Origin of the sequence: Citrobacter sp. Cpo074, from assembly GCF_030332745.1 — a bacterium.
Lineage (GTDB): Bacteria > Pseudomonadota > Gammaproteobacteria > Enterobacterales > Enterobacteriaceae > Citrobacter > Citrobacter portucalensis.
The window spans coordinates 1,268,731-1,294,087 of the sequence record NZ_JAOWHG010000027.1; the positions used below are offsets into that span (position 1 = coordinate 1,268,731).

The 25,357-nt window shown below is 53.6% G+C and carries 22 protein-coding genes; 16 read left to right on the plus strand and 6 right to left on the minus strand.

Features of this window, described 5'->3' with window-relative positions; translation table 11 throughout:
* Window positions 1-170: 170 nt before the first annotated feature.
* From kdpF to kdpE, 6 genes are read left to right on the plus strand one after another with little or no spacing between them, the layout of a single operon-like run.
* Window positions 171-260, plus strand: a complete 90-nt coding sequence (gene kdpF / locus OGX83_RS10770) for a K(+)-transporting ATPase subunit F (RefSeq protein ID WP_001670793.1) — start codon at window positions 171-173, stop codon at window positions 258-260.
* Complete coding sequence (kdpA, locus tag OGX83_RS10775) at window positions 260-1,939, plus strand: potassium-transporting ATPase subunit KdpA (protein WP_032942710.1); 1,680 nt, start codon at window positions 260-262, stop codon at window positions 1,937-1,939. The genes kdpF and kdpA overlap by 1 nt, the downstream gene beginning before the upstream one ends.
* A gap of 20 nt (window positions 1,940-1,959) precedes the next feature.
* Window positions 1,960-4,008: a potassium-transporting ATPase subunit KdpB gene (gene kdpB / locus OGX83_RS10780; protein WP_020996545.1), complete on the plus strand. Its 2,049-nt coding sequence runs from the start codon at window positions 1,960-1,962 to the stop codon at window positions 4,006-4,008.
* A gap of 8 nt (window positions 4,009-4,016) precedes the next feature.
* Window positions 4,017-4,583 carry a potassium-transporting ATPase subunit KdpC gene (kdpC, locus tag OGX83_RS10785; protein ID WP_048226085.1) on the plus strand — a complete coding sequence of 189 codons (567 nt, stop codon included), beginning with the start codon at window positions 4,017-4,019 and terminating at the stop codon, window positions 4,581-4,583.
* 10 nt (window positions 4,584-4,593) lie between these two features.
* Entirely contained in the window at window positions 4,594-7,278 is a 2,685-nt protein-coding gene (kdpD, locus tag OGX83_RS10790; RefSeq protein ID WP_258882477.1) for a two-component system sensor histidine kinase KdpD, read from the plus strand.
* A complete protein-coding gene (gene kdpE / locus OGX83_RS10795) occupies window positions 7,275-7,952 on the plus strand; it encodes a two-component system response regulator KdpE (protein WP_048226088.1) in 678 nt (225 codons plus the stop codon). The genes kdpD and kdpE overlap by 4 nt, the downstream gene beginning before the upstream one ends.
* Before the next feature lie 96 nt (window positions 7,953-8,048).
* Here kdpE and pgm read toward each other — a convergent pair whose 3' ends face one another.
* On the minus strand, window positions 8,049-9,689 hold the full coding sequence (gene pgm / locus OGX83_RS10800; protein ID WP_008784117.1) for a phosphoglucomutase (alpha-D-glucose-1,6-bisphosphate-dependent): 1,641 nt from the start codon (window positions 9,687-9,689) through the stop codon (window positions 8,049-8,051).
* 24 nt (window positions 9,690-9,713) lie between these two features.
* Window positions 9,714-10,256 (minus strand): replication initiation negative regulator SeqA, encoded by a 543-nt coding sequence (seqA, locus tag OGX83_RS10805; protein WP_048214679.1) that lies wholly within the window; start codon window positions 10,254-10,256, stop codon window positions 9,714-9,716.
* Window positions 10,257-10,450: 194 nt separating this feature from the next.
* Between seqA and ybfF the strand changes: the two genes are divergently transcribed.
* The 9 genes from ybfF to OGX83_RS10850 all read left to right on the plus strand — a co-directional run bounded on the left by ybfF (window position 10,451) and on the right by OGX83_RS10850 (window position 18,093).
* Window positions 10,451-11,224 (plus strand): esterase, encoded by a 774-nt coding sequence (gene ybfF / locus OGX83_RS10810; RefSeq protein WP_286588016.1) that lies wholly within the window; start codon window positions 10,451-10,453, stop codon window positions 11,222-11,224.
* 128 nt (window positions 11,225-11,352) lie between these two features.
* Window positions 11,353-11,640, plus strand: coding sequence for a LexA regulated protein (ybfE, locus tag OGX83_RS10815; RefSeq protein ID WP_003831362.1), 288 nt, complete (start codon window positions 11,353-11,355; stop codon window positions 11,638-11,640).
* 155 nt (window positions 11,641-11,795) lie between these two features.
* Window positions 11,796-12,326, plus strand: coding sequence for a flavodoxin FldA (gene fldA / locus OGX83_RS10820; protein ID WP_003022839.1), 531 nt, complete (start codon window positions 11,796-11,798; stop codon window positions 12,324-12,326).
* A 210-nt stretch (window positions 12,327-12,536) separates the two neighbouring features.
* Complete coding sequence (locus OGX83_RS10825; RefSeq protein ID WP_100247215.1) at window positions 12,537-12,623, plus strand: ryhB-regulated fur leader peptide; 87 nt, start codon at window positions 12,537-12,539, stop codon at window positions 12,621-12,623.
* Entirely contained in the window at window positions 12,616-13,062 is a 447-nt protein-coding gene (gene fur, locus OGX83_RS10830) for a ferric iron uptake transcriptional regulator (protein WP_003022836.1), read from the plus strand. Before OGX83_RS10825 ends, fur begins: the two co-directional genes overlap by 8 nt.
* Window positions 13,063-13,190: 128 nt before the next feature.
* On the plus strand, window positions 13,191-14,117 hold the full coding sequence (tcuR, locus tag OGX83_RS10835) for a tricarballylate utilization LysR family transcriptional regulator TcuR (protein WP_286588017.1): 927 nt from the start codon (window positions 13,191-13,193) through the stop codon (window positions 14,115-14,117).
* Window positions 14,118-14,214: 97 nt separating this feature from the next.
* Complete coding sequence (tcuA, locus tag OGX83_RS10840) at window positions 14,215-15,618, plus strand: FAD-dependent tricarballylate dehydrogenase TcuA (RefSeq protein ID WP_057067715.1); 1,404 nt, start codon at window positions 14,215-14,217, stop codon at window positions 15,616-15,618.
* Window positions 15,605-16,744 carry a tricarballylate utilization 4Fe-4S protein TcuB gene (gene tcuB, locus OGX83_RS10845; protein ID WP_103284882.1) on the plus strand — a complete coding sequence of 380 codons (1,140 nt, stop codon included), beginning with the start codon at window positions 15,605-15,607 and terminating at the stop codon, window positions 16,742-16,744. The genes tcuA and tcuB overlap by 14 nt, the downstream gene beginning before the upstream one ends.
* A gap of 53 nt (window positions 16,745-16,797) precedes the next feature.
* Window positions 16,798-18,093, plus strand: a complete 1,296-nt coding sequence (locus OGX83_RS10850; RefSeq protein WP_286588018.1) for an MFS transporter — start codon at window positions 16,798-16,800, stop codon at window positions 18,091-18,093.
* Between the two features lie 50 nt (window positions 18,094-18,143).
* Here the strand turns inward: OGX83_RS10850 and OGX83_RS10855 are convergent, their stop codons facing one another.
* The 4 genes from OGX83_RS10855 to nagE form a co-directional block, all read right to left on the minus strand.
* Complete coding sequence (locus OGX83_RS10855; RefSeq protein ID WP_008784106.1) at window positions 18,144-18,476, minus strand: ChiQ/YbfN family lipoprotein; 333 nt, start codon at window positions 18,474-18,476, stop codon at window positions 18,144-18,146.
* 49 nt (window positions 18,477-18,525) lie between these two features.
* On the minus strand, window positions 18,526-19,932 hold the full coding sequence (gene chiP / locus OGX83_RS10860) for a chitoporin ChiP (RefSeq protein ID WP_286588019.1): 1,407 nt from the start codon (window positions 19,930-19,932) through the stop codon (window positions 18,526-18,528).
* A gap of 436 nt (window positions 19,933-20,368) precedes the next feature.
* Window positions 20,369-22,036 carry a glutamine--tRNA ligase gene (gene glnS / locus OGX83_RS10865; protein ID WP_008784103.1) on the minus strand — a complete coding sequence of 556 codons (1,668 nt, stop codon included), beginning with the start codon at window positions 22,034-22,036 and terminating at the stop codon, window positions 20,369-20,371.
* A 187-nt stretch (window positions 22,037-22,223) separates the two neighbouring features.
* On the minus strand, window positions 22,224-24,173 hold the full coding sequence (gene nagE / locus OGX83_RS10870; RefSeq protein WP_048235881.1) for a PTS N-acetyl glucosamine transporter subunit IIABC: 1,950 nt from the start codon (window positions 24,171-24,173) through the stop codon (window positions 22,224-22,226).
* A gap of 342 nt (window positions 24,174-24,515) precedes the next feature.
* Between nagE and nagB the strand changes: the two genes are divergently transcribed.
* Window positions 24,516-25,316 carry a glucosamine-6-phosphate deaminase gene (gene nagB, locus OGX83_RS10875; RefSeq protein ID WP_003022803.1) on the plus strand — a complete coding sequence of 267 codons (801 nt, stop codon included), beginning with the start codon at window positions 24,516-24,518 and terminating at the stop codon, window positions 25,314-25,316.
* The last annotated feature ends 41 nt before the right edge of the window (window positions 25,317-25,357 follow it).

A 25,357-nucleotide genomic window follows, 5' to 3' on the forward strand; every position in this document is an offset into this window, starting at 1 on the left:
AAAAACCGTAATTAAGTTACATAAAAGTTAAATTAATACTAATCATTAGTTAAATAATGGTCTTTGCCATTTTTATACTTTTTTTACACCCCTCCCACTGATTTTTGCGAAATCTTTGCAAGCAAAAATCTACGCTCTGGTTATCACATTTATGCCACTGGAGGTGCACCGTGAGTGCAGGCGTGATAACCGGCATTGTGCTGGTCTTTTTATTATTAGGTTATCTGGTGTATGCCCTGATTAATGCGGAGGCGTTCTGATGGCGGCCCAAGGATTTTTACTCATTGCCAGTTTCTTGCTGGTACTGTTTATCATCGCCAGACCGCTGGGTTTTGGCTTGGCTCGGCTGATCAATAATACGTCCCTGCCGGGCCTGGCTGGCGTGGAACATCTGCTCTGGCGCGGTCTGGGCATCTCGCAGCAGGAGATGAACTGGCGGCAGTATCTGTTGGCGATCCTCGCGCTCAATGTGCTGGGGTTGCTGGTCCTGTTTTCAATGCTGATGGCGCAAAACCTGCTGCCGCTAAATCCGCAACAGCTACCTGGGCTTTCGTGGGATTTGGCGCTCAACACGGCGGTAAGTTTTGTCACCAACACCAACTGGCAATCCTATGCTGGCGAAACCACCTTAAGCTACTTCAGCCAGATGGTCGGGCTGACCGTGCAGAACTTCCTGTCAGCGGCAACCGGGATTGCGGTGATTTTTGCCCTGGCCCGTGCCTTTACTCGCCAGAGTATGAACACGCTGGGCAACGCCTGGGTCGATCTGGTTCGCATTACGCTGTGGATCCTGCTCCCCATTGCATTGCTCATTGCGTTGTTCTTCATTCAGCAAGGTGTGCTGCAAAACGTGTTGCCCTATCAGCCCATTACTACCCTTGAAGGGGTGAAACAGCTGCTGCCGATGGGGCCCGTCGCCTCACAGGAAGCGATTAAGATGCTTGGCACTAACGGGGGCGGTTTCTTTAACGCTAACTCATCACATCCGTTTGAAAACCCTACCGCGTTGACCAATCTGGTACAGATGCTGGCCATTTTCTTAATTCCTACCGCGCTGTGTTTTGCCTTTGGTGATGTGGTTGGCGATCGTCGCCAGGGGCGGACCCTGCTGTGGGCCATGTCGTTGATATTTGTAGTCTGCGTAGCCGTGGTGATGTGGGCCGAAGTTCAAGGCAACCCGCACCTGATGGCATTCGGTGCAGACAGTAATATCAACATGGAAGGCAAAGAAAGCCGCTTTGGCGTGCTGGCTACGAGTCTTTTTTCCGTCGTGACGACAGCGGCATCTTGCGGCGCTGTCGATGCGATGCATGACTCCTTCACCGCGCTGGGCGGGATGGTGCCGATGTGGCTAATGCAGATTGGCGAAGTGGTCTTCGGTGGTGTCGGTTCGGGCCTGTACGGCATGCTGCTGTTCGTGTTGTTGGCGGTGTTTATCGCGGGCCTGATGATTGGTCGCACGCCGGAATATCTGGGTAAGAAAATAGACGTGCGCGAAATGAAAATGACCGCACTGGCGATTCTGGTCACCCCTGCGCTGGTGCTGCTCGGTACGGCGATAGCGATGATGAGCGACGCCGGACGCAGCGCCATGCTCAATCCTGGTCCACATGGCTTTAGTGAGGTGTTGTACGCCGTATCGTCTGCCGCGAACAACAACGGCAGCGCCTTCGCCGGATTAAGCGCCAACAGCCCGTTCTGGAACTGTCTGCTGGCCCTGTGCATGTTCTTCGGCCGTTTCGGCGTGATCATTCCCGTGATGGCAATTGCCGGATCGCTGGTCAGTAAAAAGATCCAGCCAGCAAGTCCAGGCACGCTGCCTACTCACGGTGCACTGTTTGTCGGGTTGTTAATCGGTACGGTGTTACTGGTTGGCGCCCTCACCTTTGTTCCTGCCCTGGCGCTTGGCCCGGTCGCAGAATACCTGTCATTACACTGAGTGATGCGGAGCACATGACTATGAGTCGCAAGCAACTGGCGCTGTTCGAACCCTCTCTGGTCGCACAGGCGCTGATGGACGCCGTGAAAAAATTAAGCCCACATACCCAGTGGCGCAATCCGGTGATGTTTATCGTCTGGCTGGGCAGTCTGCTGACAACCCTGTTAACGTTGGCAATGGCCACAGGCCATATGCAAGGCAATCCGTGGTTTACCGGCGCGATAAGTCTGTGGCTGTGGGTCACCGTTCTGTTCGCCAACTTTGCCGAAGCGCTGGCGGAAGGACGCAGTAAGGCTCAGGCTAACAGTCTGAAAGGAGTGAAGAAAACCGCTTTTGCTCGCAAACTCCGCGAACCGAAATACGGTGCTGCCATGGATCACGTTCCGGCGGAGGATTTGCGCAAAGGAGATATCGTGTTAGTAGAAGCGGGCGATATTATCCCGTGTGACGGCGAAGTCATCGAAGGTGGCGCATCGGTGGATGAAAGCGCCATTACCGGTGAATCCGCGCCGGTCATTCGTGAATCCGGTGGTGATTTCGCCTCCGTCACCGGCGGGACCCGCATCCTCTCCGACTGGCTGGTGATTGAATGTAGCGTAAACCCTGGTGAAACGTTCCTCGACCGAATGATCGCCATGGTTGAAGGCGCGCAGCGGCGTAAAACGCCGAATGAAATCGCCCTGACGATCCTGTTGATAGCCCTGACCATCGTTTTTCTGCTGGCGACCGCCACGCTGTGGCCATTTTCCGCCTGGGGTGGTAGCGCGGTTAGCGTCACGGTACTGGTTGCCCTGCTGGTGTGTCTGATCCCCACCACCATCGGCGGGCTACTCTCCGCAATTGGCGTCGCCGGGATGAGCCGCATGCTGGGCGCGAACGTCATCGCCACCAGCGGACGTGCAGTAGAAGCTGCGGGTGACGTGGACGTACTGCTGCTGGACAAAACCGGCACCATTACGCTGGGTAACCGCCAGGCTTCAGATTTCCTGCCCGCCCAGGGCGTGGACGAAAAAACGCTGGCCGACGCCGCGCAGCTTTCATCGCTGGCCGATGAAACCCCAGAAGGCCGCAGCATCGTGATTCTGGCTAAACAGCGCTTTAATCTGCGTATTCGCGACGTGCAATCGCTGCACGCCACCTTTGTACCGTTTACCGCCCAAAGCCGAATGAGCGGGATCAACATCGACAACCGTATGATCCGCAAAGGGTCGGTCGATGCTATTCGTCGTCACGTTGAAGCCAACGGCGGCCACTTCCCTGCCGACGTGGAGCAGAAGGTCGAAAACGTCGCACGCCTTGGCGCTACGCCGCTGGTGGTTGCCGAAGGCTCCCGCGTGCTGGGCGTGATTGCCCTGAAAGATATCGTAAAAGGCGGAATCAAGGAACGTTTTGCCCAACTGCGTAAAATGGGCATCAAAACGGTGATGATCACCGGCGATAACCGTTTAACCGCCGCCGCGATTGCGGCAGAAGCCGGGGTAGATGACTTCTTAGCTGAAGCCACGCCGGAAGCCAAGCTGGCGCTGATTCGTCAGTATCAGGCGGAAGGTCGTCTGGTAGCGATGACCGGCGACGGAACCAATGACGCCCCGGCGCTGGCGCAAGCCGACGTGGCAGTCGCCATGAACTCCGGGACCCAGGCGGCGAAGGAAGCAGGCAACATGGTGGATCTCGACTCTAACCCCACCAAGCTGATTGAGGTGGTGCACATTGGTAAACAGATGCTGATGACGCGTGGTTCGCTGACCACCTTCAGTATTGCCAACGACGTGGCGAAGTATTTCGCCATTATCCCGGCCGCGTTCGCCGCCACCTACCCGCAGCTCAATGCACTTAACGTGATGGGGCTGCATTCGCCGGATTCGGCGATCCTCAGCGCGGTTATCTTTAATGCGCTGGTTATCGTCTTTCTGATCCCGCTGGCGCTTAAAGGCGTGAGCTACAAACCGTTATCCGCATCCGCAATGCTGCGCCGTAATTTGTGGATCTATGGTCTGGGTGGTCTGGTTGTGCCGTTTATCGGTATCAAAGCAATTGATTTACTGCTGACCCTGCTGGGTCTGGTGTGAGGTTTCAGATGAGTGGATTACGTCCTGCATTATCAACATTGATTTTCCTGATGCTTATCACCGGCGGGGCTTACCCGTTGTTGACCACCGCGTTGGGGCAGTGGTGGTTTCCCCACCAGGCTAACGGCTCGCTTCTGCGTGAAGGTCAGGTCGTTCGCGGCTCTGCGCTCATTGGGCAACATTTTACCGCGGCCGGTTATTTTCAGGGACGCCCGTCTGCTACAGCAGAAATGCCCTATAATCCAATGGCTTCAGGCGGCAGCAATCTGGCAGCCAGCAACCCGGAACTGGATAAACAGCTGCAAAGCCGGATAGCCGCGCTGCGTGCCGCCAACCCGCAGGCAAATCCTGCCGTTCCGGTAGAGCTGGTAACGGCTTCTGCCAGCGGGCTGGACAACAACCTGACACCCGCCGCGGTGGCCTGGCAAATCCCCCGCGTGGCGCAGGCTCGCAACCTCAGCGTTGAAGAAGTCACGCGCCTGGTTGCACAATACACGCAAAAGCCGTTGGTCAGTTTTATCGGCCAGCCGGTGGTGAACCTGGTAGAACTTAATTTAGCGCTGGATAAGCACTGAGAAAAAGGACATGCATAACGAACCCTTACGCCCCGACCCCGATCGCCTGCTGGAGCAGACCGCTGCCCCGCACCGCGGAAAACTGAAAATTTTCTTCGGCGCGTGTGCAGGCGTCGGTAAAACCTGGGCCATGCTGGCAGAGGCCCAGCGGCTGCGGGCGCAGGGGTTAGATGTGCTGATTGGCGTGGTGGAAACCCACGGACGCAAAGAGACCGCCGCGCTGCTGGACGGTCTCAGCATCCTGCCGCTAAAGAGACAGGCGCGCCATGGTCGTCATATCAGCGAGTTCGATCTCGACGCGGCGCTGGCCCGCCGTCCGGCGCTCATTTTGATGGATGAACTGGCGCACAGTAATGCGCCTGGCTCACGCCACCCTAAGCGTTGGCAAGATATTGAAGAACTGCTCGAAGCCGGCATTGACGTTTTTACTACCGTCAACGTGCAGCATCTGGAAAGCCTCAATGATGTGGTCAGCGGCGTCACAGGCATTCAGGTTCGCGAAACCGTCCCCGATCCTTTTTTCGATGCCGCCGACGATGTGGTGCTGGTCGATCTTCCCCCCGACGATTTGCGCCAACGCCTGAACGAAGGCAAGGTCTATATCGCCGGTCAGGCGGAAAGAGCCATCGAGCATTTCTTTCGCAAAGGGAACTTGATCGCGCTACGTGAGCTGGCCCTGCGCCGCACGGCCGATCGGGTTGACGATCAGATGCGTGCCTGGCGAGGGCGTCCGGGGGAAGAAAAAGTCTGGCATACCCGTGACGCCATTTTACTGTGCATTGGACACAATACCGGCAGCGAAAAGCTGGTGCGTGCTGCCGCGCGTCTGGCAGCGCGCCTCGGCAGCGTCTGGCATGCAGTGTATGTCGAAACGCCAGCGCTGCACCGACTGCCCGAAAAACAGCGCCGGGCAATCCTAAGCGCTCTGCGGTTAGCCCAGGAGCTGGGTGCAGAAACCGCCACCCTTTCCGATCCCGCTGAAGACAAGGCTGTAATCCGCTACGCTCGTGAGCATAATCTGGGAAAAATTGTCCTCGGACGTCCGACTACGCGACGCTGGTGGCGCAGTGATTCCTTTGCTGACAAACTGGCCCATCGCGCACCGGATCTCGACCTGATGATTGTTGCACTCGATGAGCCACCTTCGCGCCCTGTGCTACAAACTGCAGATAACCGCACCTTTAAGGATAAATGGCGGGTACAAATTCAGGGTTGTGTGGTTGCCGTCGCGCTGTGCGCCATCATTACGTTGATTGCCATGCAGTGGTTGATGGCCTTTGACGCCGCCAACCTGGTGATGATCTATTTATTGGGCGTGGTGGTTATCGCCCTCTTTTACGGACGCTGGCCGTCGGTGCTGGCAACTTTTATTAACGTCGCCAGCTTCGATCTCTTCTTTATTGCTCCGCGTGGCACGCTGGCCGTTTCCGATGTCCAGTACCTGCTCACCTTCGCCGTGATGCTAACGGTAGGGCTGGTTATTGGTAATCTGACCGCCGGAGTGCGTTATCAGGCGCGGGTGGCCCGTTATCGTGAACAACGTACGCGCCATTTGTATGAGATGTCGAAAGCGCTGGCCGTTGGGCGTAGTCAGCAAGATATCGCCGCCACCAGCGAACAATTTATTGCCTCAACGTTCCAGGCCCGCAGCCAGGTTTTACTGCCCGGTGAGAACGGTAAGCTGGCCCCTCTCACCCATCAACAGGGCATGACGCCGTGGGATGATGCCATTGCCCAATGGAGCTTTGATAAAGGGCAACCGGCTGGCGCAGGTACTGACACGTTGCCAGGTGTGCCGTATCAAATTTTACCGTTAAAAAGCGCTGACAAAACGCATGGGCTGCTGGTTGTGGAACCAGGAAATTTACGCCAGCTGATGATCCCCGAACAGCAACGCCTGCTGGAAACTTTCACTTTACTGGTCGCCAGTGCGCTGGAGCGTCTGACGCTGACTGCCAGCGAAGAGCAAGCCCGGTTTGCCAGCGAGCGCGAAAGCATTCGCAACGCGCTGCTCGCCGCCCTTTCCCACGATTTACGTACGCCGCTAACGGTGCTGTTTGGTCAGGCAGAGATCTTAACGTTGGATCTGGCAAGCGAAGGATCGCCGCACGCGCGCCAGGCCAGTGAGATTCGCCAGCACGTCCTGAATACGACCCGACTGGTTAATAACCTGCTGGATATGGCGCGAATTCAGTCTGGCGGCTTTAATCTTAAGAAGGAGTGGTTAACACTGGAAGAGGTGGTCGGCAGCGCCCTGCAGATGCTGGAGCCAGGACTCTCTGCTCCTATTAATTTGTCGCTACCAGCACCGTTGACGCTGATCCACGTCGATGGCCCACTCTTTGAACGGGTGCTGATTAACCTGCTGGAAAACGCCGTTAAATACGCAGGTCCAGCGGCGCAAATCGGTATTGATGCCAGCATCGATGGCGAGCACCTGCAACTGGACGTCTGGGATAATGGTCCCGGCATTCCATCGGGTATGGAGCAACGAGTTTTTGACAAGTTTTCCCGGGGAAACAAAGAGTCATCGGTACCGGGCGTTGGGCTGGGGCTGGCAATCTGTCAGGCCATTGTGGACGTGCACGGCGGTACGATTTCCGTCCACAATCGCGCACAGGGAGGAGCATGTTTCCGTGTTACACTGCCCCAGGAAATCCCCCCTGAACTTGAAGATTTTCATGAGGATATGTGACGAACGTACTGATTGTTGAAGATGAACAGGCTATCCGTCGCTTTCTGCGCACCGCGCTGGAAGCCGATGGTCTGCGTGTATATGAAGCGGAAACGCTGCAACGTGGTCTGCTGGAAGCCGCCACGCGAAAACCCGATCTCATCATTCTCGATCTCGGTCTGCCGGACGGTGACGGCATTGATTTTATTCGTGACCTGCGACAATGGAGCGCGATACCGGTAATTGTGCTCTCAGCCCGCAGCGAAGAAAGCGATAAAATCGCCGCTCTGGATGCCGGTGCCGATGACTATCTCAGTAAACCCTTTGGTATTGGCGAGCTACAGGCGCGATTACGCGTGGCATTGCGCCGCCACGCCAGCGGCGCGTCTCCCGAGCCGGTGGTGCATTTTTCCAACGTAAAAGTAGATATCGCCGCCCGCCTCGTACATCGTGGTGATGAAGAGATTCATCTGACGCCGATTGAGTTTCGCCTGTTAGCGGTACTGCTGAATAATGCCGGAAAGGTACTAACGCAACGCCAGTTGCTAAATCAGGTTTGGGGACCGAACGCCGTCGAACACAGTCACTATCTGCGAATTTACATGGGACACCTGCGCCAGAAGCTGGAACAGGACCCGGCGCGTCCGCGTCATTTTCTGACCGAAACCGGGATTGGTTATCGGTTTATGCCGTGAATCTAAGCCGAATAAAAAAAGCCGGATCAGCGCAAAGCTATCCGGCTTTTTAATTCATGCCGGATAGCGACGCTAGTGTCTTATCCGGCCTACGGTTTACGCGTTTTTCAGCACTTCGCTGACGATCTCAACCGCTTCTTTTTCGATCTGCTTGCGGTGTTCTTCACCGAGGAAGCTCTCGCAATAGATTTTATAAGCGTCTTCGGTGCCGGACGGACGAGCGGCAAACCAGCCGTTGTCAGTCATCACTTTCAGACCGCCGATAGAAGCACCGTTGCCCGGTGCCGCCGTCAGACGTGCGGTGATCGGGTCGCCCGCCAGCGTGCTGGCACTCACCATTTCCGGAGACAGCTTAGACAGCGCCGCTTTCTGCGCGGAGGTCGCACTTGCCTGCAGGCGGTTGTAGCTCGGCGCACCAAAGCGGGCAGCCAGTTCGTTGTAGTGCTCCTGCGGATTTTTACCGGTCACTGCGGTAATTTCTGCCGCCAACAGGCACATGATGATGCCGTCTTTGTCGGTCGACCACGGTGTACCGTCGAAACGCAGGAAAGATGCCCCCGCGCTCTCTTCACCACCAAAGCCAAAGCTGCCGTCGAACAGACCGTCAACAAACCATTTAAAGCCAACCGGCACTTCGACCAGTTTACGCCCTAAATCATTCACCACGCGGTCAATCATCGCCGAGGACACCAGCGTCTTACCAACGGCAACGTCTTTGCCCCACTGCGGACGATGCTGGAACAGGTAGTTGATCGCCACCGCCAGATAGTGGTTCGGGTTCATCAGCCCTGCCGGGGTGACGATACCGTGACGGTCGTAGTCTGGGTCGTTGGCAAAGGCCAGATCGAACTTGTCGCGCAGCGCCAGCAGGCCCGCCATCGCGCACTCGGAGGAGCAGTCCATGCGGATAGCGCCATCTTTGTCGAGATGCATAAAGCGGAAAGTCTGATCAACGTGATCGTTAACGATAGTCAGGTTCAGGTTGTAGTGCTTAGCAATACGCTTCCAGTATTCGATACCGGAACCGCCCAGCGGATCGACACCCAGCGTCAGACCCGCTTTTTGGATCGCCGCCATGTCGACGATGTCAGCCAGTCCTTCAACAAACGGCTGAACCAGATCCTGCTCTGTTACATGACCAGATGCCAGCGCAGCGTCCAGCGACATGCGCTTCACGCCTTGCAGACCGTCAGCCAGCAGCGCGTTGGCTCTGTCTTCCACCACTTTGGTGACGTTGGTATCTGCCGGACCACCGTTTGGCGGGTTGTATTTAATGCCGCCATCTTCCGGCGGGTTGTGGGACGGCGTGATCACAATGCCGTCAGCCAGCGGGCCGCCTTTTTTGTTGTGGACCAGGATAGCATTCGACACAGCAGGGGTTGGCGTAAAGCCGTTATTTTCCTGCACGATGACGTCAACGCCGTTCGCCGCCAGCACTTCCAGTACAGAGATAAAAGCCGGTTCAGACAGCGCGTGGGTATCCTTGCCCACATAGCACGGGCCAGTAATCCCGTTTTTCGCACGTTCTTCAGCAATCGCCTGAGCGATAGCCAGAATATGCGGCTCGTTAAAACTATGACGACCTGCACTGCCGCGATGTCCGGACGTACCGAACTTAACGGCGTGCTCAGCGTTCCCTGCTGTTGGTTTTAGTACATAGTACTGTGCCGTCAGTTGGGCGACGTTAATCAAATCACTCTGTTGCGCAGGTTGACCTGCACGGTTGTGGATTGCCATTGCCTGGTCCTTCTAATGCAAGGATTAAATTGTTCCGCAAACCTTTTCAATCAATTCCGCAGGGAATTGCATTGACTGCATGATGTGTTCAACCATGCTGCATTTACGGCCGGTATTGGTGTTGGTGATCACCCAGTACGGCGTGCCTGGCACGTGTTTCGGTTTGGTTTGATTACCATTTTTCAGCAGCGTCTGTTCATCCGCTGCAAAATAAACGCGCGTACGGCCATGCAACGATTCCGTTGCTTCGGCGAACGCGTTTTGATCCAGTGAATAGAGTGTAGACAGCACCAGCATAAAGCGATTTACTGCTTTCTTCTGTTCCGCGTATTCGTCGGACAGCAGCAGTTCACGCATCGCGCGCACTTTATCTTTTACGGGGTTAACCGGCTTAGCTTCCACGACAGGTTGCACAGCGCGGACTTCTTTGACTACCGGAGTGACAGGCTGTGATGCGGCGGAAAATTTCAACATACGCCGTAAAATGTCGGATGCGCTCTCGCCAATATGCTTGGTGTGGCTGGCAATATAGCTATAGAGTTCATCATCAACTTCAATCGTTTTCATCTTAATCCAGTGCAGTGTTTAGCTGAATACAAGTTGTCGGGGTAAACACACGTAGTGTAAAGGCAAATCCCAACAGCGGATAGCGTCAAGCCTGGTGGCCAGCAAAACTCAGAGTAACCGTAGTTGTTGCAGCCATGTGGCAGAATGGTCAACATGATACCCTAACCCGTGAGTGTGAAAAAAAGAACTTTGCCATGAAATTGAATATCCGAGCGCAATCTGCGCAAAATCTGCACAATAATTCTCCCATCGTCCTGGTTCACGGCCTGTTTGGCAGTCTTGATAACCTGGGGATCCTGGCGCGCGATCTGTTGGTCGATCACGATATCATCCAGGTTGATATGCGAAATCATGGCCTCTCCCCTCGCTCCCCTGAGATGAATTATCCGGCCATGGCGCAAGATTTGCTGGATACGTTGGACGCTCAGCAAATAGAAAAGGCGACCTTTATTGGTCACTCGATGGGGGGAAAAGCCGTCATGGCGTTAACCGCACTGGCTCCTGATCGTATCGATCGACTGGTGGCCATTGATATTGCTCCGGTCGACTATCATGTTCGCCGTCACGATGCGATCTTTACCGCTATTAATGCCGTAACCGATGCCCAGGCCACTTCGCGTCAGCAGGCGGCCAGCGTCATGCGTCAGCATCTGCATGAGGAAGGCGTAATCCAGTTTCTGCTGAAATCTTTCGTCGACGGCGAGTGGCGTTTTAACGTTCCCGTGCTGTGGGATCAGTATCCTCATATCGTCGGTTGGGAAACCATTCCTGCATGGGAGCACCCGGCGCTGTTTATCCCTGGCGGCAACTCACCGTATGTTACCGAAGCGTATCGCGAACAACTGCTGACACAATTCCCACAGGCTCGGGCGCATGTTATTGCAGGAGCCGGTCATTGGGTGCATGCGGAAAAACCGGAGGCGGTGCTGCGCGCCATCCGTCGTTATCTGAACGAACAGGCTAACTGATTAAAAACTCAGCGTCTGCGCGCGATTACGCGCGTGGGCGTTGGCGTGTCACCCCTGCTGATGTATTATGGCGCGCTATCCATCCGGGCAGACGCCTGGCTGATTGTTTCCCCGAAGTCACCAAGATCATGGCCAAAGAACAAACGGACCGTACGACATTAGATCTGTTCGCGCAGGAGCGTCGCCCGGGACGACCCAAAACTAATCCGCTCTCGCGTGATGAACAGTTACGTATTAATAAACGTAATCAGCTTAAGCGTGACAAAGTTCGCGGGCTTAAGCGTGTCGAACTGAAACTGAACGCTGATGCCGTTGACGCTCTGAACGAGCTGGCCGAGGCGCGCAACATGAGTCGCAGTGAACTCATCGAAGAGATGCTGATGACCCAACTCAGCACATTGCGCGGTCAGGCATAGTCTGAATTTCTGCTCTAAATCATAAATCGTGTAGCACAGAGTGCAGTCCTGCGTGTTTGCTGTTTCCGCATGCCTGACTGTTCTGCTATGATTGCCCTTATCCGTGGGCAATGCGCCACCACCATTTCAATAAGTTTCAAGAGGTTATTTAACTCATGGCAATCACTGGCATCTTTTTCGGCAGCGACACCGGTAATACCGAAAACATCGCAAAAATGATTCAAAAACAGCTTGGTAAAGACGTTGCCGATGTTCATGACATTGCAAAAAGCAGCAAAGAAGACCTCGAAGGTTATGACATTCTGCTGCTCGGCATCCCAACCTGGTACTACGGTGAAGCGCAGTGTGACTGGGACGACTTCTTCCCTACCCTCGAAGACATTGATTTTAATGGCAAACTGGTTGCATTGTTCGGTTGCGGCGACCAGGAAGATTACGCAGAATATTTCTGCGATGCGTTAGGGACCATTCGCGACATCATCGAACCGCGCGGCGCAACCATCGTTGGTCACTGGCCGACTGCGGGTTATCACTTTGAAGCGTCTAAAGGCCTGGCTGACGACGACCACTTTGTCGGTCTGGCTATCGATGAAGATCGCCAGCCAGAACTGACAGCAGAACGCGTAGAAAAATGGGTTAAGCAGATCTCTGAAGAGCTGCACCTCGACGAAATCATTAATGCCTGATTTCGTGCGGCGTAGATTTCTATCTGCGCCGCATCAATAGATAAAACCAATCAAAATAATTGCTACAAATTTGTAACTTTTTCGTCTGACCCTGTACAATGGCTGGATGCCAATCGGGTGTTGCACAGTGTGTTTGTCGGCGATACCACGTTTTGATTAACAATATATGCCAGAGACTTGCAGTTTTCATTTAGCCATGGCAGTTCTATAATGATACGCATTATCTCAAGTGCAATTTCTGTCACTTCTGTTAATGAAGTGAATCGTTTAGCTACAGGACAGATTCCGCATGACTGACAACAATACCGCATTAAAGAAGGCTGGCCTGAAAGTAACGCTTCCTCGTTTAAAAATTCTGGAAGTTCTTCAGGAACCGGATAACCATCACGTCAGTGCGGAAGATTTATACAAACGCCTGATCGATATGGGTGAAGAGATTGGTCTGGCGACCGTGTATCGTGTGCTGAACCAGTTTGATGATGCCGGTATCGTGACCCGCCATAATTTTGAAGGTGGTAAATCCGTCTTCGAACTGACTCAACAGCATCATCACGATCACCTCATTTGCCTCGACTGCGGCAAAGTGGTCGAGTTCAGCGATGATTCCATCGAAGCGCGCCAGCGTGAGATTGCGGCTAAACATGGTATTCGTTTAACCAACCATAGTCTCTATCTCTACGGCCACTGCGCTGAAGGCGATTGCCGCGAAGATGAGCATGCCCACGACGGCAAATAATGTAATGCTTTATGAAAAGCCAACCTTTCGGTTGGCTTTTTTTATGGGCATTACCTGCCCTTTTCCCCTTCCCTCCGCTCCTGTGTTGCTTTAATGTAAAAATCAATTGCCCCTTCCGGAGAATCGAAATGGAACTACGCCAGCTACGCTATTTTGTGCGCATTGTAGAAACCGGCAGCATGGGTAGCGCGGCACTCGATCTCAATATCGGGGTTTCGGCACTCAGCCAGCAAATGTCGCGTCTGGAAAGCGAACTCGCTATTCGCCTGCTGCAGCGCACCTCGCGAGGCGTGACGCCCACCAGCGCCGGGCTGGCTTTTTACTCCCAGGCGCAGCTGGCGCTTCGTCACGCAGACGACGCGATCCTCGCCGCACGCGAGTCCCGGCTTTCCGGGCACGTCAGCGTCGGCATGGCTCCCAGTACCGCTTCCGTTCTCGGAATGCCGTTTATCAACGCCATGCGGGAAAGCTACAGTGATGTCCGTCTGCACGTGGTGGAAAGTCTCTCTGGTAATCTGGAACGGATGATTAATACCCGCCAGATTGATCTGGCTGTGGTGTTTCAAAAAGAAAAGATCCTGCGCTGGAGTGCCAGACCGATTCTCGAAGAACGGCTGTTTTTGATTGGGACCCATGCCCTACTGGCTGATATTGCCGATGACAATATTGCTCCAGCCCAGCTGGCAAGTATCCCATTGATAATGCCAAGCCCGGGCCACGGTCTGCGCGGCCGGCTGGAAGCGATTTGTCAGGAACACGCGCTGAACATTGAGATCGCCACGGAAATTGATGGTCTGGCGCTACTCATGCGCGCCGTGCGCAGTGGCATTGGTGCCACTCTCCAGCCCGGCGCGGCAATTTCCCATCTAGATAAAGAGACGCTAAGAGTGATCGGCGTCCACAATCCAATACTTAGCCGCCCCAACTTTCTGGTGAGTCTCTCAGACGATGAACTCACCCCGGCAGGCCTCGCGGCCCGCGTGGTGCTGACGAAAGTGATGCATCAACTGGTGGAAGCAGGAAGCTGGCCTGGCGCCATCCTTTACAATAACTAAAGTACCGTTTAGCACCACGTCATAGCGCCCGCACAAGCTGTGCGTATACATTTCAATTACAAATTTAACAAATGGTTAAATGGTAATGGAGTATACGATGGTTGATGTTCTGGTGATTGGTGGTGGCAATGCCGCGTTATGCGCTGCCTTGTCCGCCCGGGAGCAAGGAGCTTCGGTACTTCTGCTCGAAGCGGCTCCCCGGGAATGGCGAGGGGGAAACTCCCAACACACGCGTAATCTGCGCTGTATGCATGATGCGCCGCAGGATGTGCTGGTGGAAAGCTATCCGGAAGAGGAGTTCTGGCAGGATCTGCGCCGCGTCACGGAAGGAAATACCAACGAAGCCCTGGCGCGTCTGGTGATCCGTACCTCTTCCCAATGCCGCGACTGGATGCGCCAGCACGGCGTTAACTTTCAGCCTCCTCTCTCTGGCGCTTTGCACGTGGCGCGGACCAACGCCTTTTTTATGGGGGGCGGAAAAGCCCTTGTGAATGCCTATTACCGCAGCGCAGAAAAGCTGGGCGTACAAATCCGCTACAACACACCGGTACAGACGCTTGAACTGCACAATGGCGAGTTCGTGGCGGCGCTGTCAGGCAACGAGCGTATCACAGCGAAATCCTGCGTACTTGCCGCTGGCGGATTCGAATCTAACCGGGAGTGGCTGCGAGAAGCCTGGGGAGAGAACGAGCACGGCGAGTGGCCTGCGGATAACTTTCTGATTCGCGGCACGCGTTTTAATCAGGGCGTACTGCTCAAATTTATGATGGATGCTGGCGCAGACATTATCGGCGATCCCTCCCAGTCACACTGTGTGGCAATTGATGCCAGAGCGCCATTATATGACGGCGGGATTTGCACCCGCGTGGACTGCGTTTCGCTCGGTATTGTGGTGAACCGGGACGCTGAGCGTTTTTATGATGAAGGCGAAGATTTCTGGCCGAAACGCTACGCCATCTGGGGACGTCTGGTCGCTCAACAGCCAGGACAGATTGGCTACTCCATCATCGACAGTAAAGCTATCGGACACTTCATGCCTCCGGTCTTTCCTGGCACGCAGGCCAATACGCTGGCTGAACTGGCCTTTCAGTTAGGACTGGATGCCGAACGCTTTACCCACACCGTGACAGAGTACAACAACGCCTGCCAGCCAGGTCAGTTCGACCATACCGTTCTGGATAACTGCGCCACTAAAGATTTGCTACCCGAGAAAACGCATTGGGCGCGACCGCTGGATCAACCGCCTTACTACGGCTACGCCCTGCGGCCAGGAATCACCTTCACTTATCTTGGGTTAAAAGTGAACGAACGCGCCGCTGTGCATTTTGCAGGGCTTCCAAGCCGTAACCTGTTCGTCGCCGGAGAGATGATGGCGGGCAACGTGCTGGGCAAGGGTTACACCGCAGGCGTGGGGATGTCGATCGGCACGACCTTTGGCCGCATTGCCGGAAAAGAAGCCGCGCTGGCCGCACGTAAGGAGACACGTCATGAAGCAGCTTGAGAAACTGATCATCAAAGCGCAAATTATCACCGAACCGGAAGCGGAAGTTGAACGTGTGATGCAGGTGTGCAATGCCTGTCGCTATTGTGAAGGCTTTTGCGCCGTATTCCCGGCCATGACGCAACGTCTGGAATTCGGTAAAGCGGATATCAATTATCTGGCAAACTTGTGCCATAACTGCGGCGCTTGCCTGCACGCGTGTCAGTATGCCCCGCCTCATGAATTTGCCATAAACGTGCCGAAGGCGATGGCGGAAGTCCGGCTCGAAACCTATCAGCATTACGCGCAGCCCGCCGCTTTTGGAGCGCTATATCGTCGCGCAGGCGTAACCGTGACGCTGGCGCTGGTATTCGGTCTGATCCTGTTTTTACTCCTCGCTATAGGTTTGAAAGGTTCACTATTCCATCCTCCGCTGGCCGGGGATTTCTATCAAATTTTCCCGCATAACCTGCTGGCCTGGATGTTTGGTTCGGTCTTTGTTCTGGCGATCGGTTTGCTGATGGCAGGCGTGATCCGCTTCTGGCGCGAGATTTCTCCGGGCATGCCGCGTTCCGCCGAGATTGCTGAAGCCTCGCACAATGCGCTGACGCTGAAGTATCTCGATGGAGGCCATGGCAAAGGTTGTAACGAAGCGGATGATGCTTTCACCCTGATGCGTCGCCGTTTCCACCACTTTACCTTCTATGGTTTTATGCTCTGCTTTGCCGCCACCGTGGTGGCAACGGGCTATCACTACTTTGCAGGCATAGAAGCACCCTACCCGTTCTTCAGCGTTCCGGTCATGCTGGGCACGTTGGGTGGCATTGGCCTGGTTGTCGGTCCGGCTGGCTTGCTATGGCTTAATCTCAGGCGCTCACCGCTACACGGCGACGCCCGGCAAAAACCGATGGATCGCGGTTTTATTTTGCTGCTGCTGCTGACCAGTCTGACCGGTCTGGCGCTGCTGGCGGGAAGAGATACCTCATGGATGGCTATTTTACTGGCCATTCATCTCGGCGTGGTCATGGCGCTTTTTCTGACCATTCCTTACGGAAAATTTGCCCACGGATTTTACCGCTGCGCAGCCTTACTCAAGTGGGCGATTGAGAAACGGCGCGGCAAACAGGCGGGAGTCTCAGGCGACTAACCCGCAAACTCTTACCTCTATAAATATTATGATAAGACAGTGGAGCAAACCCAATGACACAACAACCATCGCGCACCGGAACTTTCGGCGCAATACTGCGGGTAACCAGCGGTAATTTTCTCGAACAGTTCGACTTTTTTCTGTTCGGGTTTTACGCCACCTATATCGCAAAGACTTTCTTCCCCGCGGAGAGTGAGTTTGCCGGGCTCATGTTGACCTTTGCGGTTTTCGGTTCGGGTTTTTTAATGCGGCCCGTTGGCGCAATCGTGCTGGGTGCTTATATCGACAGAATTGGTCGCCGCAAAGGACTGATGGTGACGCTGGCGATCATGGGCTGCGGGACCCTGTTGATTGCTCTGGTTCCCGGTTATCAAAGTATTGGCCTGCTGGCTCCTGTGCTGGTATTAGTCGGTCGATTATTGCAGGGCTTCTCTGCGGGCGTAGAGTTGGGCGGCGTTTCGGTTTATCTTTCTGAAATCGCCACGCCTGGCAATAAAGGTTTCTACACCAGCTGGCAGTCTGCCAGCCAACAGGTTGCCATTGTGGTGGCAGCGCTGATTGGCTACGGCCTGAATGCCACACTGGGGCACGATGAAATCTCTGAATGGGGCTGGCGCATTCCGTTCTTTATTGGTTGTATGATTATTCCGTTGATCTTCGTCCTGCGCCGCTCGCTTCAGGAAACGGACGCATTTTTACAACGTACACACCGTCCCGACACCAGGGAAATTTTCACCACTATCATCAAAAACTGGCGTCTGATCTCAGCGGGTACACTGCTGGTGGCGATGACCACAACGACGTTTTACTTTATTACCGTCTATACCCCGACCTATGGCAGGGCTGTACTCCATCTGAGCGCTCGCGACAGCCTGATCGTCACCATGCTGGTCGGTATTTCTAACTTTATCTGGCTGCCGATTGGCGGAGCGATTTCTGACCGAATTGGTCGTCGTCCGGTGTTGATGGGGATTACCCTACTCGCACTGCTCACCACCTGGCCGGTCATGCACTGGCTCACCGCCGCGCCAGATTTTATGCGCATGACGTTGGTCCTGCTTTGGTTCTCGTTCTTTTTTGGTATGTACAATGGGGCAATGGTCGCGGCACTCACCGAGGTGATGCCTGTCTATGTCCGTACGGTGGGTTTTTCACTGGCCTTCAGTCTGGCTACGGCGATTTTTGGCGGTCTGACACCCGTCATATCCACGGCGCTGGTCCAGCTAACCGGAGATAAAAGCTCGCCGGGATGGTGGCTGATGTGCGCGGCACTTTGCGGACTCGCCGCCACGGCAATGTTGTTTGTCCGCCTGAGTCGTCATTATCAACCGGCCGAACAGAAACTCTGACATGCAAACGGGCGGAGAATTCTCCGCCCGTTGTATTTTCATTTTTCGATTTACTGCGCAGTATTCTTACTGCGTATTTCCTGCCAGACCTTGTCACAATCAGCATTGACGGACTGACCGTTACCCGTGCGCGTGGCCTGGATACACTGCTGATAATCCAGCACGCGTACGCTTTCTTCATTGGCAAACTGTTGGTGCTGTTTTTCTTTCTTCAGCACATTCAACACGCTTTGGCAGGCTTCAATTTTCTCCGGCGATCCCTGCGCGGTATTAATACACGCGCTGTAGGCTTCTTTCAGACGGCTGTCCTCTTTCGGCGCAGGAGATTGCGCACACGCCACCAGCCCTGATGCCATAACGGCGATGAGTATCAGTTTTTTCATAGCACTTTCCTCAACGAGGCGGCAGGCACCCGGCCTGCCGCTGTTGGCATTAGAAGATGGTGAACGGAGCAATAACGATGAACTTCACGTCGCGCTCATCCTGGAACATGTTGCCGTAGCCACCGCCCCAGCTCGGAATGTCTGAATGGTTGTCGTACTGAGTGAAGTGCAGCTTAAACATGGTGCCCTTCGCACGACCTTCCTGCAGGGTGTAGACCGCATCCAGGCTGTAAGAAGATTCTTCGATAGTCCGGTTTTTGTCGTAGTACGCATCCGGGTTGAGCTGCCAGGTTGATGGCTTAGCATCCCATGCGTAAACGTAGGACGCGCCTACCGCCCAGCCCGGCAGATTCCAGTTCTTCAGGTCATACATTGCGCCGAAGAAGACTGCCTTTTCACCGTTGGCGTTGAAGTCAGAACGGTTATCCCACCAGACATCCAGACGACCGTTTGAAGAGGCGTAGGTTGGGGTCATACGCTGCAGGAAGTAACCCTGCTGGCCGTCCGCTTTAACCCAGGTCCCTTCCAGACGAAGGTCGACGACTTCTGCCACTTTGTAGCCAAAGGTCAACGCCTGCAACCAGGCAGTGCCATCATAAATATCGTTCACGGTACGATCATCAACCTTGTCGCGTGCACCGTAGAACTGGTAGCTGGTGGTAAATGGGTTACCGCCTAAATCGAATTTGTAGCTGGCTTTTGCGAAGTACTGATCGACGTAACCTTCAGACTGACCAAATGCCGCTTCCAGCAACAGGTTATTTTTGAAGTCATATTTCGCGCCAATTGAGTGCAGGTAATCAACGCTGGTCTTTTTATCAGCCTGATAGAATTTATCGACTTCGGTGTGCCACGGTGCTTTATATTCGTTAGCCCACATATAGGAGAAACTCAGTGCGCCAGCATCACCGTAATCGAAGTTGGCACCGGCTTCAGCTCCCTGATAGGTACCTGGCATAAAACTCCAGTGCGGTGCCAGCAGAGTCTGCCCGGTTGGTTGAATGTAACCAGCGCGCGCCCAGGTTGGGCCGTATTTAAATTTAGCTGCTGCTTTATAAAGGCTAATCCCGCTCTTATCGCCGGAGTAATCCTCGTCATAGCCTTTATTTTTGGAAGAGAATGCGATTTCGTTTGGATGGCCGCTTTCGCTACTTTCGTTCATTTCAATAGCGGTAAATGCCGCGATATCAATACCAAACATATCGGCCGCATAACCGGACTGGAAGTCGAGGTTAGCGTTCCAGGTGGAGTGAGAAAGGTTGGTTTTATATTTGTCATGATCGGTCACATCTTTACGGTCACGCTCACGCTGCCAGTAATAGATGCCACCTGTTAAGGTTGAGTCATCAATAAATCCTTCGGCGTGTACCTGCGGAGCGACAAAAAAACCCGACATTGCTGTGATACCGGCGATAGCCAGCGCCAGCGTACTACGTTTGCCACTAAACGTACGCATATGTTAATCCTCTTTGACGTATAAAATGCTGCCGACAAAAGCGGACAGCGAAAAAACAAAAAATAAAAAAGTAGCGCTAAGAAAACCTCAGTGACTACAATGAATAGACTATTTTTCGCGACGCGAATTATCAATCTCTTTCTGTAACGAGTATGTAATAGTATGAGCAACCGCACATATTTGATTGCTTTCTGTTACATTTTCATCGGAAGATAAAAAAGCGTTGAAAAAATTAAAAAATCGCTTGTTTTCCATGGAGATGAAATCGGTTTCAGCCCATTTCATATTGAGGTAAGTTATTTAAACGTAAAAACATTCGCCCAGCCCATTATTACGGATATGTAATTAATTCGCTCCGCAAACGGAGCCTGGAACACGTTTTTTTTGCGAAAAAAAACGCCGCATGAAGCGGCGTTTAGAGAGGATGTGTTGCGGCTTATTCGCCCGCTTTAGCCCACGTATCACGTAGACCAACGGTACGGTTAAACACCAGCTTGTCAGCCGTTGCATAACGACTGTCCAGGCAGAAGTAACCTTCACGCTCAAACTGGAACGCTTTACCTGCAACCGCTGCCTTCAGCGACGGCTCACCGTAACCCTGCTTAATGACCAGCGATTCCGGGTTAATAACGGACAGGAAGTCTTCCGCCGCGCCTGGATTTGGCACGCTAAACAGACGATCGTACAAGCGGATTTCAATCGGCAGCGCATGGGACGCGCTCACCCAGTGAATAACGCCTTTGACTTTACGACCATCGGCCGGGTCTTTGCTCAGGGTGTCGGCATCGTAGGTGCAGAAAATGGTGGTGATATTCCCTTCCGCATCTTTCTCAACACGTTCGGCTTTGATCACATAAGCATTACGCAGACGTACTTCTTTGCCCATCACCAGACGCTTGTACTGCTTGTTCGCTTCTTCACGGAAGTCTGCGCGATCGATCCAAATTTCACCGCTAAATGGCACTTCGCGGCTGCCCATTTCCGGTTTGTTCGGATGGTTAGGCATGGTGACCAATTCGCTTTCGCCCTGCGGATAGTTTTCGATAACCAGTTTAACCGGATCGATAACCGCCATCGCGCGCGGGGCGTTTTCGTTCAGATCTTCGCGGATACAGGATTCCAGAGAAGCGATCTCAATGGTGTTGTCTTGCTTGGTCACGCCAATGCGTTTGCAGAACTCACGGATCGCGGCAGCGGTGTAACCGCGACGACGCAGGCCAGAAATCGTCGGCATACGCGGATCGTCCCAGCCTTCAACGTGCTTGTCGGTCACCAGCAGGTTCAGCTTGCGCTTGGACATCACGGTATATTCCAGATTCAGGCGCGAGAATTCGTACTGACGCGGATGAACCGGAATGGTGATGTTGTCCAGAACCCAGTCGTACAGACGACGGTTATCCTGGAACTCCAGCGTACACAGGGAATGCGTAATGCCTTCCAGCGCATCGCTGATGCAGTGGGTAAAGTCGTACATCGGGTAGATGCACCACTTGTTGCCGGTCTGGTGGTGTTCGGCGAACTTAATGCGGTACAGCACCGGATCGCGCATCACGATAAACGGCGACGCCATATCGATTTTCGCGCGCAGGCAGGCTTTACCTTCTTCAAAGCCACCGGTACGCATTTTTTCGAACAGCGCCAGGTTCTCTTCGACGCTACGATCGCGGTACGGGCTATTTTTGCCAGGCTGAGTCAGCGTGCCGCGGTATTCACGGATTTCGTCCGCTGACAGTTCGTCAACGTACGCCAGGCCTTTATTAATGAGCTCTACCGCATAGGCGTGAAGCTGATCGAAGTAATCCGAAGAGTAGCGAATATCGCCAGTCCAGTGGAAACCTAACCATTCAACGTCGTTTTTAATCGACTCAACGTACTCGATATCTTCTTTAACCGGGTTCGTATCATCAAAACGCAGGTTGCACTGGCCCTGGTAATCTTGCGCAATGCCAAAGTTCAGACAAATGGATTTCGCGTGGCCAATGTGCAGATAGCCATTTGGCTCCGGCGGAAAACGGGTATGGATAGTGGTGTGCTTACCACTGGCCAGATCTTCATCGATGATCTGACGAATAAAGTTACTCGGGCGGGCTTCAGCCTCACTCATCGTGGATTCCTCAAAGCGTAAACAACGTATAACGGAGTATGATCTTATAAGCGACGTCAGGAGACAACTATTAGTTGCACAAAAAAGGTGTTTCAACAGGATATATGAGGGCATTTGCTGCAAAAAAAAGCGGCGGAGGAATATCCCCCGCCGCTTAAGGCACTTAACTCACTTTACTCAGGAGCAGTTATTTACCTTTAATCTCATACAGTGGTGTTTGACCGGCAACCACATGACCTTCGGCTTTAATAACCAGAGCGCCGAAATCATCGCTGTTGCTGCACACAACCGGGCTTATCATCGAACGTGCGTTAGCGTTCAGGAACTCCAGATCCATTTCCAGAATCGGTTGGCCTGCCGTAACTTCCGCACCTTCTTCAACCAGACGCTTAAAGCCTTTGCCTTCCAGCGCTACGGTATCGATGCCCATATGGACCACGATTTCCGCGCCTTTAACAGTTTCCAGGCAGAACGCATGGTTAGTGTTGAAGATTTTCACGATGGTGCCCGCAGCCGGAGCAACCACGATTTTATCCGTTGGTTTCACTGCCACGCCGTCGCCTACTGCTTTGCTGGCGAAGGCTTCATCAGGAACCTGTTCCAGCGCAACTACGTCACCAGTAATAGGAGAAACCAGCGCTTCAACGGTGACTGCATTCGCTACAGCCTGCGGTTTTGCTACTGGGGCCGCTGCTGCTGGTGCACTTTCACCAGATGCTGCTGCCACCGGGCCACGCGCGACAACTTTCTTCATTTCGTCGCCGATGGATTCGGCTTTCGCACCCACGATGACCTGGATAGTTTGCTTGTTCAGCTTAACTACTCCAGATGCACCTAAACGCTTACACATCGCATCGTTTACGCGACCGGAGTCGGCAACGGTCAGACGCAGACGAGTGATACAGGCATCAATCGCTTTCAGGTTATCAGTACCGCCAACCGCTGCAATGTAGTTGGTTGCCAGTTGAGCCAAACCTTCTTCAGTGTTGCTGTTGGCTTCTTCAGTAACGATATCGTCTTCTTTATCTTCGCGGCCCGGCGTTTTCAGGTTAAACATACGGATAACCGCGCTGAACAGCACAAAGTAGATAACGAAGAACACCAGCCCCATCACCACCAGCATCCAGACGTTCTTACTTGCTGCTGGCAGGTTGTACATCAACACGTAGTCGATAGCACCTGCGGAGAAGGAGAAGCCTGCGTGGATCCCCAGCAGTGTTGCAACGAACAGGCTGATACCCGTTAACAGTGCGTGCAGGAGGTACAGCAGTGGAGCCAGGAACATGAACAGGAATTCCAGCGGCTCGGTAACACCGGTCAGGAACGCGGTGATCGCAACGGACAGCAGCATACCGCCAACCATCGGACGACGTGCTTTCGGAGCCGCGAAGTACATTGCCAGCGCCGCACCCGGCAGACCAAACATCATGATTGGGAAGAAGCCAGACATGAACATACCCGCAGTGCCGTCACCCGCGTAGAAGCGGTTGATGTCACCGTGGAATACGGTACCTGCAGCGTTAGTAAATTCGCCAATCTGGAACCAGGCGATGGTGTTCAGCACCTGATGCAGACCGGTTGGGATCAGCAGACGGTTGATGAAACCAAAGATACCGGAACCCAGCGCACCAGCGCCCACGATCCACTCACCACCCGCATGGATGGCGTTCTGTACCGGCGGCCATACGTAACCGAAGATAGCAGCCAGCACCAGACAGAAGAAGCCAGTGGCGATCGGCACAAAGCGTTTGCCGCCAAAGAAGCTCAGGAAGTCAGGCAGTTTGATACCAGACCAGCGGTTATACACGGCACCGCCGACCAGACCGGTGATGATACCAGCCAGCACGCCCATATTGATTGCAGGGTTAATGGTAACCATTGCTTTGGTCAATATGAAATAACCGACCGCACCTGCCAGCGCTGCTGCACCTGCGCTGTCTTTTGACCAGCTGGAAGCAACACCGATCGCAAAAATTAACGCGAGGTTATCAAAGATAGCCCCACCCGCTTGCGCGATGAAGGGTACGTTAAGTAAATCTGGTTGGCCGAATCGCAGCAGCAGTGCCGCGACTGGCAGCACAGCGATGGGGAGCTGTAACGCCCTACCCAGCCGCTGGAAAAAACCTAAAATATTCATTTTATTCCCCCTACGAGACCCCGATTAGGCTTCTTTGAAGCCATATTTTTATTGTGCGACCATTCCTGACAGCAAGATTCTGGAACAACGATATTAACCATTCATCTACATTCAGAGTGTGTGAAAAATTAATTCGTATCGCAAATTAAACGCGTGTTTTTTGTGATTTCAGTCACCAAATATCGTTATTAACCCTCCCTTTCACTGGCTAACTACGAAAACTTATTTTATCATTCAAAAAATCGAAACGGATTGATCCTTACCGATGCAAAACCAGGTTACGCTTATTACTGCACAGAGACTCAATCCGCCAACTGCTTACTTTTACTTTTGAGGTGAAGAATGAGACTGATCCCCCTGAATACCGCTGAACAAGTCGGCAAATGGGCTGCTCGCCATATCGTTAACCGTATTAACGCGTTCAAACCAACGGCAGATCGTCCGTTCGTTCTGGGCCTGCCGACTGGTGGTACTCCGCTGACAGCTTATAAAGCATTGGTTGAAATGCACAAAGCGGGCCAGGTGAGCTTCAAGCATGTTGTTACGTTCAACATGGACGAATATGTTGGCCTGCCGAAAGAGCATCCGGAAAGCTACCACAGCTTTATGCACCGCAATTTCTTTGATCACGTTGATATTCCAGCAGAAAACATCAACCTCCTCAATGGTAACGCGCCGGATATTGATGCAGAATGCCGTCAGTATGAAGAAAAAATCCGTTCTTACGGTAAAATCCACCTGTTTATGGGCGGTGTAGGCAACGATGGTCACATCGCGTTCAACGAGCCAGCTTCCTCTTTGGCTTCCCGTACCCGCATTAAAACGCTGACTCACGACACACGTGTTGCTAACTCACGCTTCTTTGACGGCGACGTAAGCCAGGTGCCTAAATATGCGCTGACCGTTGGCGTGGGCACCCTGCTGGATGCTGAAGAAGTGATGATCCTGGTTCTGGGCCACCAGAAAGCACAGGCGCTGCAAGCCGCCGTTGAAGGCAACGTTAACCACATGTGGACCATCAGCTGCCTGCAGTTGCATCCAAAAGCCGTTGTGGTCTGCGATGAGCCTTCCACCATGGAACTGAAAGTGAAGACGCTGAAATACTTCAACGAGTTAGAAGCGGAAAATATTAAAGGTCTGTAATTGATGTCTCCGCCCTGTCGATAAGTTGCAGGGCGGCATTT